Source organism: Bradyrhizobium sp. CCGB20 (assembly GCF_024199855.1).
Classification (GTDB): domain Bacteria; phylum Pseudomonadota; class Alphaproteobacteria; order Rhizobiales; family Xanthobacteraceae; genus Bradyrhizobium.
Window position 1 is genome coordinate 7691642 of the sequence record NZ_JANADN010000001.1, and the last position, 13689, is coordinate 7705330.

The following is a 13689-nucleotide window of genomic DNA, read 5'->3' on the forward strand; positions in this document are numbered from 1 at the left end:
CCGCGTGCCTTAGCCGAGCAGCTTGAGCAGATATTGCGGCATCTGGTTCGCCGCGGATTCGGCCGACACCGCCGCCTGGGTCTTCACCTCGGCGGAGGACAGCTTGGCCTGCTCGGCCGCGATATCGACGTCCTTGATCGCCGAATTCGCAGCCTGCAGGTTCTGGGTCTGCGTCGAGATCGAGTCCGACGAGAAGTTGAACCGCGATTCCTGCGCACCGATGCTGGCGCGGGCGGCGGAGACGGTGTCGATCGCGGTATCGAGCGCGGTCAGCGCCGAGGTCGCGTCCGACAGCGAGCTCACGTCGAGCGAGGACACGCCGAGCGAGGACGCGGTGAGGCTGGTCAGGGTGATGGTGATGGTGTCCGAGCCGGAGGAGCCGACCAGGACCGAGACGCCGGAGGCGAACACGCTGGAGCCGTCAAGCAGGCTCTGGCTGGAGTAGCGCGTGCCGCTCGCGATCGAGTCGATTTCGCTCGTCAGCTGCGTGAATTCCGAGTTGATGTAGGCGCGGCTGGAGTCGGTCGTGGTACCCGATGCCGATTCCGAGGCCAGCGACTTCATGCGCGCCAGGATGTCGGAGATGTTCGAGGCGCCGCCGTCAGCGGTCTGGAGGATCGCGGTCGCCTGCGAGGCGTTGGTCGCGGCCTGCTGGAGCGTGGTGACGTCCGAGGAGATGCGGGTCGAGATGGCGAGGCCGGCGGCGTCGTCGGAGGCTGAGGTGATGCGCGAGCCGCTCGACAGCTTCGCGAGCGAGCTGCTCTCCTGCGCGGAGTTGATGTTGAGGTAGCGGACCGCTGAGTTCGCCGCGGTGTTCGTATTGATTGCAGGCATTGGAAGCTCCTGTGCTGATGGGCATGGCGTGCCGCATCGTTGAAGACGATTGACGACGCGGACCGCAGCCCCGTCCGTTCGCTCAAACGGCGGAGCGCAAGGAGATCAGGCGCGAAAATTTTCGCGACGTGATTTTTATGATTAGCAATCGGTAAACGCGGTGCGGATGTCGCGCTCGTGCTTGCGCAGCAGCTGGCGAAGCTGCTGGCGGCCGCGTTTGAGCAGCGACTCCACGGCAGCCACCGTGGTGTCCATCACCTGCGCGATCTCGCCGTTGCTCATGTTCTCGTGGTACGAGAAGATCACTGCGATCCGCTGTTGCTCGGGCAGGCGCTGCATCGCGAGCTCCAGCATGCCGTTCAGCTCGTTGCGCTCGATGATCTCGACGGCGCCGGGCTGACCGTCGGCGACCTCAGGCACGGTCTCGACATTCTCGTTGCGCGGCTTGCGGCGCAGATCGATGCAGCGGTTGGAGATGACGCGATAGAGCCAGGTCGAGAATTTGGCGCGGCCGTGCTGCCAGCGACCGCGATGACTCCAGATCTTGAGCATGGTGTCCTGCACCACGTCTTCGGCATCCGCCGCGTTGCCGACGATGCGCAGCGCGATCGCGTAGGCGCGGTCGATGTGACGTTCGACCAGCATGCGGAACGCGGCTTCGTCGCCGGTGGCGAGCTTGTCCAGAAGTTCGCTGTCTTCGTCGTAGACGATTTCGGCGGCAACAGGCGTGCTGTCCGGCGCGAGCGGCACCGACGGCATCACCGGTACGATCGCATCGACCGGCGCCGTCGTCGTGATCTCGGCTTCGGCGGGAGCCCAGACATCAGCAGCGTAACTCATCCCGCAACCTCCAACCCGCAATGCCGGCGGCGCACATGCCACACGGCTTCCAGGCGTTGAACGCGGCGCCAAAACAATCCAGGCGGAGAATTTTTGTTATTTTTCAAGATGTTAGCCGGTCGTTTTTGCCGAGCATCGGGCAATAATTGCCGACCGCGCGATGCTCTCGCGCATCACAGCTGCAATCATCACATCGTCTCGCGCCATGGCGGATCATCCATCCCGAACAGATGTCGTTGAGAGAAAACGCTGACATTACGCGGCACTAGGCGATCGAACGCGACGCGCGCGAAGCGCATCGAGAAGCGATTGTTTCCGAGTGTGAATGAACGCGAGACGACTTTCGCACCCGGCAATTTTTGCCGAATCACCTTTTTCGAACCTAGCGTTTTTTTTGAATCTGTCAGTCGCGACGAATGCGATTTTGAATCGTGCGTGAAGTTTTTTCGTCGTTGTGGCGCCTGACTCCGCGCATGCGCACGTTAATCGTCATGGTGGACGGGGAATTGTCGCATGATGATCGCAACGGCCGGGCTCGCGCCCCGCACGAAAATTGTTTCTGCTTGGTCGTTCGATGTTTTCGATACGTTTCTGCTTCGCGCCTGCACGACGCCGGATGGCGTATTTGAAAGGACTTACGAGCTTTCCGGCATTTCACGAACTTGTCCGAATGTTTCCGCAAGTTTCGTTCAGCATCGAATCCAGGCCGAATCGCGTGCACGCCGGACCGCGAAGGAGAAGCGCGGCGGAAGCGAAGTTCACGTCGCCGAGATCTATTCCTATTTTCCGTTCAAGCTGTTCGGCCTCGCGCGCCGTGACCTGAACGATCTGGTCGAATCGGAGTTCGCCGCCGAACTGGAGCTCTGCCGCGCCAATCCCGACATGATCAGGCAATATCTGGACATGAACCGCGCCGGCCATCGCGTCGGATTCATCTCCGACACGTACTGGGATTCCGACCGGCTGGCGCGACTGCTGCGAGCCTGCCGTCCCGGGCTGACATGGGACTTCCTCTATGCGTCGTGCGACCACGGCAGCAGCAAGAGCGAGACCCTGTTCGCGACATATCTGTCGGAGCAGGGCATCGACGCCGGCTCCTCCTTTCACGTCGGCGACAACGAGAAGGCCGACATCAAGGGCGCGAAGCGCCACGGCATTTGCCCTCGTTATTATCCTCAGGCCACCGCGCAACTGGCCTCGAGATTTCAGCGCGAAACGGCGCTGTTCGAACTGTTGTGTCCCGGCGGCCCGTCGCGGCTTGATCATGGTGCGCGAACGCTACGGCGCATGATCGCTGCCCGCAGCGCCGGGAAATCCCCAGCCTTCCACCTGGGACTGACGGTCCTCGGCCCGGTCATGGCCGCCTTCGATGCCTTCATCGCCAGACGTTGCGAAGAAATATCCGGTCCCGGCCGAAAGGTCGCGCTCGGCTTTCTCGGCCGCGATGGTTTTCTGCCGCACCGGATCTGGCAGGATTTGCACGGCATGAGCTCGGCCTATCTCGAGATCAACCGCCGCGTCAGCCTGATCGCCTCCGCCGACACGATGCAGCCACTGGTCGACCTTCTCAGCAAGGTCCTCAAGATCGACGCGCCGACCTTCCACGACATGATGAAGGTGCTGCCACCGAGGGTCGCAACGTTCTTCGCCGGCTTCCCCGGCGGAATTGCCACGGGCGAAGCGCTCGCCGAGGCGCTTCCGGAGCTGATCGACCCGGCCGAAATCGTCGAGCTCGCCGCTGGCCTGCGCGCCCGGCTGCTCGCCTATCTCCGCCACGCCATTCCCGGCTTCGACGACTGCACCGATCTCGTGCTCGCCGATCTCGGCTATTCCGGCAGCGTGCAGAAGGCGCTACGACGTGTGTTCGACATGGAAGGCATCAAGATCCGCCTGCATGGCGCCTATCTGATGTCGCTCGACGACGCCTTCGACGACCTGGCCGCGGAGGATAGTGCGGAAGGCTTCATCTCCGATCTCGTGGTCACCCCTCACGTCAAACGCATGCTGATCCGCAACGTCGCCGTGCTGGAGCAGATCTGCTGTTCGGCCGACGGTTCGGTGCGCGACTATGACGGCGACCGGGTCCTGCGCGAGATCAATCCACGCCCCGCATGCCAGATCGCGCTGGCGGGCGAGATTCAGGCCGGCGCCCTCGCCTTTGCCGCCAGCGCTGAAGACGTGGCGCTTGACTTTGGCCTTACTCCCTATGCGGCGCCCGAAATCGCCGCGCGCTGGTGCGCAGCGACATTGGCGCGTCTCCTGCTACTGCCCGATGACGACGAGCTCGCGCTGCTCGGTACCTTGAAGCATGACGTCAATCTCGGCACGCATGCGCTGGCACCGATGGTCGACGGCGATTTCATCCGCCGGCAGATCACCGCGCGCGGCCTCTCCGCCGCCTGCACATCGGCCGCGCCGCCGATGTGGCTCGCGGGCAGCTTTACCCACCTGTCGCCATCCCACGCCTATCTCTACACGCTGTTCGGCGCCAACCGCCTGCCGGCCGATGTCTTCGAGGAAAGCCCCGGCGGTCCGGTTCAGGTCGGATTGTTCCGCGCCAGTGGCGAAGCCACGCTAGAGACGGTAACCGTCCACCGAACCGGTCTCGGTGAATTGCGCGTACGCATTCCGGTCTCGCGCGCGATGGGCATCGCCATGATCGCGTTGCCGCTGCCGAAATTCGCCGCAGAGGGCCTGCTGCATGGCGTCACCATCCAGACCGCCGACGATGTTCGCGACGCCGCCGAGAGCCAGGACGTGACCGGCATCGCGGCTGAAAGCCTGATTTATGCCGGCATTCAGCGGAACGGCGATCACTATCGCGCCGAGACCGAGGACGGCTGCCTGCTGATCCCGATCGCCTCGATGACGCAGGACATTGCGATCTATTCCGTGGCCATCACCCCGCTCGGCGCCTGCCCCAAATAATGCGCCTGATCGCGCCACTCGGACCGTTGAAGTCAAAGGGCTGGGACTGGGGGTACGGAATTGACGGACGGGACGCACGAAAACCTTGATCGGCTGCTGCAAGCCGGCGATATCAGGCTCGGCCAGGCCCAACGCGATCGCCTCGACTGGCTAACCGGCCAGTACGGCGCGCCGACGTTCGATGATCTGCCAGACGGAAGGCGAAACGGCGTCATCATCCTCAAGGAGCCGCCGAGCGGCGCGGCGGCCGAGCTGTTCTACCGCTCGCTCACGCCTGGCTGCGCCGTCGTCATCCCCAGAAGCGAGAACCCCGGCTTCGACTTTCTCAAGTCCAAGCTGACCGAGTTCGGCACCGTCGGCCCCTGCGGCGCGGACGGCCCGCACGAGATGTGGTGGGGCGGCATCGGCTGGTCGAAATTCCTCACGGCAGCCGATGCGTCCACCGTCCGCCCCCGGATCGTCTCCTGCTATCCCCGCGGCACCGACGCGACCGCGGCCTTCGCGCTCCGGCATTCGCTCGAGCGGTTTGACCTCGCCTGCCATATCGAGCCGATCGAGACGGAGTTCAGCGACCGCCTCCTCTGCTTCGAAAAGGCCGAATTCATGGTGCGGATGTGGAACAAATATCGCGAGCCCCTGCTGTTCGTCGAAGCCGGCGCGACCTTGCGCGAGGCACCGCTGCTGCCGTCCTTCCTCGGCTGCGATGTCGCACTCCACAAGTGGAATCGCTGGGAGATGTCGGCACGCACGCTCTATCTCGGCCGCACCGGGCGCGCCGAAATGCTGTTGCGCACCTGGCAGCAGCTCGCCGCGTCCTACCCTGCGATCTGGGAGGGCTATCTGCTCGACCAGGCCTGGAGCCTGACCTCCTCGCAGGTGCCGCTCGATACGGCGTGGTTGCCGCGGTCCTATCACGCGCTGAAGGGCGATCTCGGCGCGATGCGCGCCGCGGTGCTGCATGACCGGCAGACGACGACGATGGAGCTCGGGCCTGATCCCGCTTTTGCAGGCATCGTGCGCTCCGCCCGCCGCGCCGGCCGCACCGGCGCCCGTGATGCTTTCATGGTGATGACTTCGAAGCCCGAGACCGCCAACGGCATCGCCGTGATCCTGCGCGACATCTCGGCCAGCGATGCCGGCGCGGTGGCAGCAACCGTGGAAGCCGTGACCGGCGCCTACGCCGCCGATAGCGGCGGATACGGCCGGCTCGAGCTGTCGCTCTGTGCCTGGCAGGACGATGTCGGCGCCGCGCGCGATGCCGCAGCACTGGCGCGCTACCGCATCCTGGAGATCGCGCCGGGGCAGCGCATCGCCAACGATTTCTTCGCCCACCACGCGGCCGACGATGCGGTCATGACCGCCCGCCATCTCTTTCCCTGAGGCACGCCACAGATGCTCAAGACCATCATCCTGCTCACCGACACCGTGCAACAGCAGCAGCCGCTGGCCAACCTGCTCCGCGAGCACAATCGCGACCTCGCCTTCTGCTCGGCGCTGCGCGCATCGGACCTCAGCGCGATCGATCCGGACGTGCTGAGCGAAGCGCGGCTCGTCTCGTTTGCCGCCGACATCGCCGTCTCCGAAAAGTTCCTGCTTCAGCTCGGCTACGGCGCCTACAAGTTTTTCGCGGCGCCCGTGCAATATCCCGGCTTATCGCCGGCGCCCGACGAGAATGACGACGATCCGCGCTGCTACTCCGTGATCGCGCAGTCGATGACGATCTGGCCGGATTTCAAGAAGGTGGTCGGCCTCGAGACTGTGACGGTTCCGGACGGCACCATTCCTGCCGAGCGCGAGCGGCTGGTGTTCTCCCGCCTCGCTCATCTGTTCTGGCAGATGTCGGGCATGATCGCCGGCGAGGCGACGGATTTCCCCGGCATCATCGGGTCCGGCGAGAACCATCGTCCGACGCTTGCGATGATGAACTGAGCTAGCGCGCCGCGCGGCGAAGCTGTTCCGACAGCGCGTCGCGGTGCACGGGCGCTGCGATCGCAATCATGCGACGCGCACGCTCGGCGAGGCCGCAGCCACGTAGCTCCGCGACACCCCATTCGGTGACGATGGCATCGACATCGGCGCGGGGTGTCGTCACCGTCTCGACGTCAGCGACGATCCGGCTGGTCCCGTCCGACGCCGTCGCCGGCAGCGCGATGATCGCCCTGCCCCCGGGCGATACATTGGCCCCGCGCACGAAATCGAGCTGCCCCCCGATCGCGCCGATCGTCACGCCATTCAGCGTCTCTGAATTCACGCTGCCGTCGAGCCCGACCTGAAGCGCCGAATTGATCGCGACCAGCCGGTTGATCCGCGTCAGCACGTTCTGACCGTGGGTGTATGACGTCGGCCGCACCGCGACCGCCTCGTTCTCATGCACGAAACGGTAGAGCCGCTGTGTGCCGATCACCTGGTTGGTGACCGTGATCCCGGGATCGATTCCCTTCTCCGCATTCGTCACCGCGCCGCGCTCGGTCAGCTCGACGACGGCGTCATTGATCAGGCCGGAATGGATGCCGAGATTGCGCACATGAGATAGCGAGGACAGGATCGCATCCGGAATCCGTCCTACGCCGAACTGAAGCGTGCTGCCGTCGGCGATCAGGCCCGCCGCATGAGCGGCAATACGCCGCGAGACGTCGTCAAGCGGCGGTGAGGCCAGCTCCACCGGCGGACGTCGGGCCACCACGCGCACGTGGATCGGCACATCCTCAGGCCACTCGGCTCCGAACGTAAAGGGCGCGTCCGCATTTATCTCGGCAATGACCAGGCGCGCGCCGCGCGCGGCGTCGATGACATAGTCGTTGGAGAGGCTGGCGCTCAGCCGTCCTCCTGATTCCGCGAGCTGGACCAGCACAACATCAGCCTTGTGGCGGCGCGCGGCGAAGTCGGCGCAGAAAGCGCTGTAGTTGCTCGGGATCACGTCGAGCCACCCGGCTTTCGCAAGCCGCCGCGCATTGCCGATCACGCCATAGCTCTGGAACGAGATATTCGGCGCACTGGTGGCGGAGAAGGTATCGGAGAAAATCGGCCCGACCATCATGCGGAAGCGCGGCAGATGCACCGCCTGCGCCATCAGCGTCTCGGTCAACGTAACAGGCTCTGCCGTCGCCTGCCCACACACGACGAGATCGCTCTCGCGGAGCAGGCCCGAAAAATCGATCGAAGCGATCTCCGCAGCCATCGCCGCTTCAGTCCATTGGCACGAGGCATGTGGAGGACTCGCCGAGCAGCGTCCGAAGCTCCGTTTTCACGATCTTGCCATAGCTGTTCTTCGGCAGCTCGCCGGTGAGGAAATAATGTTTCGGCCGCTTGAAGCGCGCGATCCAGGCGTTGCACATCTGGTCGAGCTCGTCCCGGGTGACCGCCCTTCCCACGACGGGAACGACGACGGCCACCACTTCCTCGCCCCATTCCGGATGCGGCCGGCCGATCACCGAGACTTCGGCGACGGCTTCGTGCCGCAGCAGCACTTCCTCGACCTCGCGCGGATAGATGTTGGTGCCGCCGGAGATGATGACGTCCTTGGAGCGGTCCTTCAGGGTGAGGAAGCCATCGGCGTCGAAGGCGCCCATGTCGCCGGTGTAGAGCCAGCCGTCGCGCAGCGTGTTCGCGGTGGCGTCCGGGTTCTGCCAATAGCCGGACATGACCGTATCGCCGCGCACGATGATCTCGCCGACCTCGTCGGGTGCAACCTCCTGTCCACCCTCATTCACGGTCCGCACCTGCACGACGCCCTGTGCGATGCCGACCGAAGCGAGGCGCTCTTCATGACGCGGGTGGCCGGCGTCGACATGCATCGACTTCGGTAAATAGGTGATGGTCATCGGCGTCTCGCCCTGACCGTAGATCTGCGCAAGTTTCGGTCCGAACACCGCGCGCGCCGCCGTGCAATCGGCGACATACATGGGGCCGCCACCATAGATGATGGTCTTCAGCCCCGGCGCGCTCGAGCCTGCCGCTTCCGCCGCGACCGTCAGGCGCCGGACCATGGTGGGCGCGGCGAAGAACGAGATGCCGTCGCGCTTGGCCGTCAGCTCCAAAATCTCGTCCGGCTCGAAGCGGCCGCTCTCCGGAATGATCTGCGCGCCCATGGCGAGCACGTGCGGCACCATGTAGAGGCCGGAGCCGTGCGACATTGGGGCTGCGTGCAGCAGCGCCTCGCCGGGGACAACGGGGTTGATCTCGGCCAGATAATTCAGCGACATCGCAAGCAGATTGCGATGACTGAGCACCGCCCCCTTGGGGCGGCCGGTGGTACCGCTGGTGTAGAAGATCCAGGCAGGGTCGGTGATGGCGACATCGGCGATGGCGATACCGTCGGCCTTCTCCAGGCCGCGATGCTCGGCCGAACCGATCTCGACGATGCGCGGCCTGGCGGTGCCGAGCATGAGCGCCTCCGACGCAACGCTCGCCATGTCCTCGGTTACGAACACAAGCGCGGCGCCCGAGTTTTCGAGAATGAACGCAACCTCGCGCGGATGCAGCTTGGCGTTGATGGGAACGGCAACCAGCCCGGCATGCCAGCAGGCATAGAGGCAGGCGACGTAGTCCGGCACGTTCTTCATCAGCAGCGCGACGCGGGCGCCTTTGGCGAGGCCAAAGCGCTGCTGCAGCGATGCCGCCAGCGACGCCACTGTCGTCGCGAGCCGGCCGTAATCGGCAACCGGCGTCAATCCCTTCAGCAGCGCCGGCGCGGACGCGTCGGCCTTGGCGGCCCGCAGCAGATGATGAGCGAGATTCATGGCAGTCCTGCCGAACGCGCGAACTTAGTAAGACTTGGCCAGCCCAAGCACCTTTTCCGCAATGAAACTGAGCGCGAGTTGCGGGCTGACCGGCGCGATGCGCGGGATCAGCACCTCGCGCAGGTATCGCTCGACGTGGAACTCCTTGGCGTAGCCGAAGCCGCCATGGGTCATCACGGCCTGCTCGCAGGCATGGTAGCCGGCTTCGCCTGCGAAATATTTCGCGGCGTTCGCGCCAGCGCCGCAGGGCAAGCCCTTGTCGTATTGCCAGGCCGCCTGCATCACCATCAGCCAGGCCGCCTCGAGCTCGACCCAGTTCACCGCGAGAGGATGCTGGATGCCCTGGTTCTTGCCGATCGGTCGATTGAACACCACGCGCGTCTTGGCGTATTCGGTCGCGCGCGACAGCGCGAGCTTGCCGAGACCGACGGCTTCCGCCGCGATCAGGATACGCTCGGGGTTCATGCCTTCGAGGATGTACTGAAAACCCTTGCCCTCTTCGCCGATGCGATCCTCCATCGGGATCTCGAAATCCTCGAAGAACAGCTCGTTGGAATCGACGATCTTGCGGCCCATCTTCTCGATCTCGTGGACCTTGATCTTCTTGCGGTCGAAGTCCGTGTAGAACAGGCTCAGCCCATGCGTCGGCGAGCGCACCCCCTCCAGCGGCGTGGTGCGCGCCAGCAGCAGGATCTTGTGCGCGACCTGCGCGGTCGAGATCCACACCTTCTGGCCGTTGACGATGTAGCGGTCGTTCTTGGCGACGGCGCGGGTCTTGAGCTGCGTGGTGTTGAGGCCGGTGTTCGGCTCGGTGACGGCGAAGCAGGCCTTCTCGCGGCCCTCGACCATCGGCGGCAGCATGCGCTTGCGCTGCTCCTCGGTGCCGAACACGACGACGGGGTTGAGGCCAAACACGTTGATGTGGACCGCGGAAGCGCCGGACATGCCGGCACCGGATTCCGCAATCGTACGCATCATGATCGCGGCCTCGGTGATGCCGAGCCCGGAGCCGCCATAAGCTTCCGGCACGCAGATGCCGAGCCAGCCGGCATCGGCCAGCGCCTTGTGGAAGTCGTGCGGAAAGCCGCCGTCGTGGTCCTTCTTCAACCAATAGGCATCGGGAAAGCCTTCGCAGATCTTTGCGATGGCGTCGCGAATGGCTTCCTGCTGATCGGTGAGCGCGAAATCCATGATGGTCTCCTTGTGGAGGCTCGTTGTTCCTAGCGCCCCATCTGCGAGGGCAGCCAGAGGATGATAGACGGAAACGCCACCAAAATCGCGATCGCGATCAGGTGCGCGATGAAGTGCGGGAAGGTGCCGTGGAACACCTCCGCGACGGGCCGCTTGGCATAGCGGGCGACGATGAAGCAGTTCAGCCCGACCGGCGGCGTGATCATGCCGACTTCGGCCGTGACGATCTTGATGACGCCGAACCAGATCGGGTCGAAGCCCAGCGTCTTGATCAGCGGCAGCACGATCGGCACCGTCAGCACCAGGATCGCGATCTGGTCCATGAACGAGCCGAGCACGATGTAGCCGCACAGGATCAGCGTGATGATCACCCAGCGCGAGGCCGGCAGCGAACCGATCCAGGCGACGAGGTCCTGCGTCACATGTGTGAGCGTGAAGAAGTAGCCGAAGATCGAGGCGCCGACGAGGATCATGATGATCATGCAGGTGCCATGGCTGGCGCGCAGCAGCGTCGCATAGAGCGAGGCCGGCGTGATCTTGCCCTTGACGATGGCGAGCAGGAAGGCGCCGAACGCGCCGAAAGCGGACGCTTCCGTCGGCGTCGCGACGCCGAGATAGATCGTCCCTGTCACGATCGAGAACAACACAACCATCGGCGAGACCTGCCACAGCAGCGCGAACTTCTCGCGCCACGGCACCGACTTCGCCGCCGGCGCGCGCGAGGGATCCTGCCAGACCAGGAAATAGATCGTGGCCATGATGGTGAACGTCACCAGGATCGCCGGGATGATGCCGCTGATCAGCAGCTTGCCGATGTTGACCTCGGCGAGAAGGCCGAAGATGACGAGCGCAACGCTGGTCGGCAGCAGCATCGACAGCGTGCCGGAGATGGCGACCACGCCGGCGGCCATCTTGGGCTCGTAGCCCTGGCGGATCATCGCCGGCAGGCTGGTCGAGGACAGCGTCGCGGCCGAGGCCGTCGAGGTGCCGCAGATCGCGCCGAAACCGGCACCGGCCAGTGCCGTCGCCATGCCGAGGCCGCCGGGAATGCGGCCGACCCAGGCCGAGGCCGTCTTGAACAGATCGTCCGCGACGCCGGAGAGCAGCACGAGGTCCGCCATCAGCAGGAACATCGGAATGGTGATCAGCTCGTAGGAGGAGACGGTCGAGAGCGGAGCGGTCTGCAGGATACCGAACAGTGTGGACCAGCCGCCGACCATGACAAGGCCGACCGAGCCGGAGAAGGCCATGGCGAAACCGACGGGCGTGCCGAGCGCGAGCAGGCCGAACAGCAGGGCGAGAACGATGAAAGGTGTCATGGATTCCTGCCGTTACTCAAAGCTGCGTGCTTCGCCGACGCCGGTCACCGGCGGCAGCGGATAGAGGTCGCGCCCGCTGACAAGGCTCAGCACATTGCCGACGAGCTGGAGCGCCAGCCGTAACACCAGCACGCCGCAGCCGAACGGCACCAGCGCCGCCGAGATCCAGGTCGGCCAGGGAATGGCGCCCGAGAGGACGTCGTGCTGCTCGTAATTCTCCAGTGCACGCTCGAACCCGACCTTGCAGATCAGGACGAACACGAACAGGCCGGCGAGCGCGGTGACGATCTCGGACAGCCGCCGTCCTGCCGGCGAGAAGCGCGACAAGAGGATGTCAACGCCGACATGCACGTGCTCGCGCAATGCGTCTGACAGCGTGAAGAAAAACACGCCGGCGAGGAGATAGAGGCCGATCAGATCATAGGTAAAAGAGAACGGACTGTTCAGTGCGTAGCGCATGAACACGTCGGTCACGACAAGCAGCATGATCACGAACATGAACACCACCGCGATCACCGTCAGCGCGCGCTCCAGCGCGCCGAGCACATCTCCTGCCCGCTTGATCACCTCTCGCGCCTCCTTCTTCTCTGTCGGTTTACCCGGCGCGTTACTTGGCGCCGCCGGCCAGCAAATCGTCGAACTCCTTCAACGCGGCGGATGCCTGCTTGCCGCGGCTGTCGAGCCCGCTCGCCCACTCCTTGCCAACGCCCTTCAGCTTGTCCTTCATCTCGGCGCGCGTCGCCTCGGGGAGCGGATCGAAGCTGACGCCCTCGTCCTGCATCTGCTTCTTGGTGACTGCGCCTTCCTTGTCGACGTCGGCGCAGGCCTTCGGCGTGATCGCTTCCGAGGCCTCGTTCATCGCCTTCTTCACATCATCGGGCAGCTTGTCCCAGACCGACTGGTTGATGGAATAGGCGACGATGAAGCTGCCGAAGCTGACGCCTTCGGTGGCGTGCTTGACCAGCTTGTCGAGGCCGTAGGACACGACGCTGTCGAGCGGGAACAGCAGGCCGTCCATGGTGCCGCGCGACAGCGACTCATAGGCATCGGGCGCGGCCATGCGCACCGGAACGGCGTTGAGCGCGCGCAGCGTCAGGTCCTGCGCGCCGCCCGTGGTACGCAGTTTCAGGCCATGCATGTCCTTTGTCGTTTCAACCTTCGATTTGATGGTCCACACTTGGTAGGGCGGCAGCACCACGGCCATCAGCAGCTTGATCTTGTTCGGTGCGTATTCCTGCTTGGCCAGAATGCCTTCGCGCGCGGTCTTCCAATAGGCGAGCGTGCCCTGGCAGCTGGTCGCGAACGCGCCCGGCAATTGCGCGACTTCCGACAACGGCATCTTGTCGGAGACATAGGACGGTCCGATGTAGCCGATGTCGACCACGCCGGACTGGGTCAGCCGCAGCATGTCGGCGGCCTTGCCGATCTGCTGGTTCGGATAATAGGTGAAGGTCACCGCGCCATTGGTGCGTTTGGTGACGTCGTCCATCCAGGGCTTGAGCATCAGGCGGACGAGATAGTGCCCGGCGGGGAAGGAGTCCGCGACCTTCAGCTCCAGCGCTTGGACCTGCAGCGTCGAGACTGGCAGCGAGAGTGCAAGCACTGCCGCGGCCCAGACCAGATTTTTCTTCATTTGCTTCTCCTTGACCCGCCCTCACGCCGAACGCGGCAGCCAATTGCTGCCGGACCGTCCAGCCCTCATTCCACTTCTTGCTTGAGGAAAATGTACATATACGTGAATTTATATGTCAAGTATATGAACTATGCATAGGGGTATGCACCGCGGGCGAAAGCGTAGGAATTGACACCGCCAATTTATGAACTCTAACTCCACGTAT

11 protein-coding genes are annotated in these 13689 nt (G+C 64.3%); 3 read left to right on the plus strand and 8 right to left on the minus strand.

Going from position 1 to position 13689, the window contains the following annotated elements; translation table 11 throughout:
• Positions 1 to 9: 9 nt before the first annotated feature.
• Positions 10 to 834 carry a flagellin gene (locus NLM15_RS36140; protein WP_254122680.1) on the minus strand — a complete coding sequence of 275 codons (825 nt, stop codon included), beginning with the start codon at positions 832 to 834 and terminating at the stop codon, positions 10 to 12.
• Positions 835 to 975: 141 nt separating this feature from the next.
• Positions 976 to 1674, minus strand: a complete 699-nt coding sequence (locus NLM15_RS36145; protein WP_254122681.1) for an RNA polymerase sigma factor — start codon at positions 1672 to 1674, stop codon at positions 976 to 978.
• Between the two features lie 513 nt (positions 1675 to 2187).
• Here NLM15_RS36145 and NLM15_RS36150 point away from each other — a divergent pair.
• The 3 genes from NLM15_RS36150 to NLM15_RS36160 are packed head-to-tail and all read left to right on the plus strand — an operon-like array spanning position 2188 to position 6531.
• Positions 2188 to 4602 carry a hypothetical protein gene (locus NLM15_RS36150; RefSeq protein WP_254122682.1) on the plus strand — a complete coding sequence of 805 codons (2415 nt, stop codon included), beginning with the start codon at positions 2188 to 2190 and terminating at the stop codon, positions 4600 to 4602.
• Positions 4603 to 4662: 60 nt separating this feature from the next.
• Entirely contained in the window at positions 4663 to 5982 is a 1320-nt protein-coding gene (locus NLM15_RS36155; protein WP_254122683.1) for a hypothetical protein, read from the plus strand.
• Between the two features lie 12 nt (positions 5983 to 5994).
• On the plus strand, positions 5995 to 6531 hold the full coding sequence (locus NLM15_RS36160) for a hypothetical protein (protein WP_254122684.1): 537 nt from the start codon (positions 5995 to 5997) through the stop codon (positions 6529 to 6531).
• Between the two features lies 1 nt (position 6532).
• On the opposite strand, the gene NLM15_RS36165 is transcribed toward NLM15_RS36160, so the two are convergent.
• Genes NLM15_RS36165 through dctP form a run of 6 tightly spaced genes read right to left on the minus strand, consistent with a single transcriptional unit; the run spans position 6533 to position 13484 of the window.
• Positions 6533 to 7780 carry an acetyl-CoA hydrolase/transferase family protein gene (locus tag NLM15_RS36165; RefSeq protein WP_254122685.1) on the minus strand — a complete coding sequence of 416 codons (1248 nt, stop codon included), beginning with the start codon at positions 7778 to 7780 and terminating at the stop codon, positions 6533 to 6535.
• A gap of 7 nt (positions 7781 to 7787) precedes the next feature.
• The gene (locus NLM15_RS36170) at positions 7788 to 9341 is read right to left on the minus strand and encodes a class I adenylate-forming enzyme family protein (protein WP_254122686.1); all 1554 of its coding nucleotides are present in this window, start codon (positions 9339 to 9341) and stop codon (positions 7788 to 7790) included.
• Between the two features lie 24 nt (positions 9342 to 9365).
• Positions 9366 to 10532 (minus strand): acyl-CoA dehydrogenase family protein, encoded by a 1167-nt coding sequence (locus NLM15_RS36175; RefSeq protein ID WP_254122687.1) that lies wholly within the window; start codon positions 10530 to 10532, stop codon positions 9366 to 9368.
• A gap of 29 nt (positions 10533 to 10561) precedes the next feature.
• Positions 10562 to 11851 carry a TRAP transporter large permease gene (locus NLM15_RS36180; RefSeq protein ID WP_254122688.1) on the minus strand — a complete coding sequence of 430 codons (1290 nt, stop codon included), beginning with the start codon at positions 11849 to 11851 and terminating at the stop codon, positions 10562 to 10564.
• Positions 11852 to 11863: 12 nt separating this feature from the next.
• Positions 11864 to 12418 carry a TRAP transporter small permease gene (locus tag NLM15_RS36185; RefSeq protein ID WP_254122689.1) on the minus strand — a complete coding sequence of 185 codons (555 nt, stop codon included), beginning with the start codon at positions 12416 to 12418 and terminating at the stop codon, positions 11864 to 11866.
• 40 nt (positions 12419 to 12458) lie between these two features.
• Positions 12459 to 13484, minus strand: coding sequence for a TRAP transporter substrate-binding protein DctP (dctP, locus tag NLM15_RS36190; protein ID WP_254122690.1), 1026 nt, complete (start codon positions 13482 to 13484; stop codon positions 12459 to 12461).
• Between the last annotated feature and the right edge of the window lie 205 nt (positions 13485 to 13689).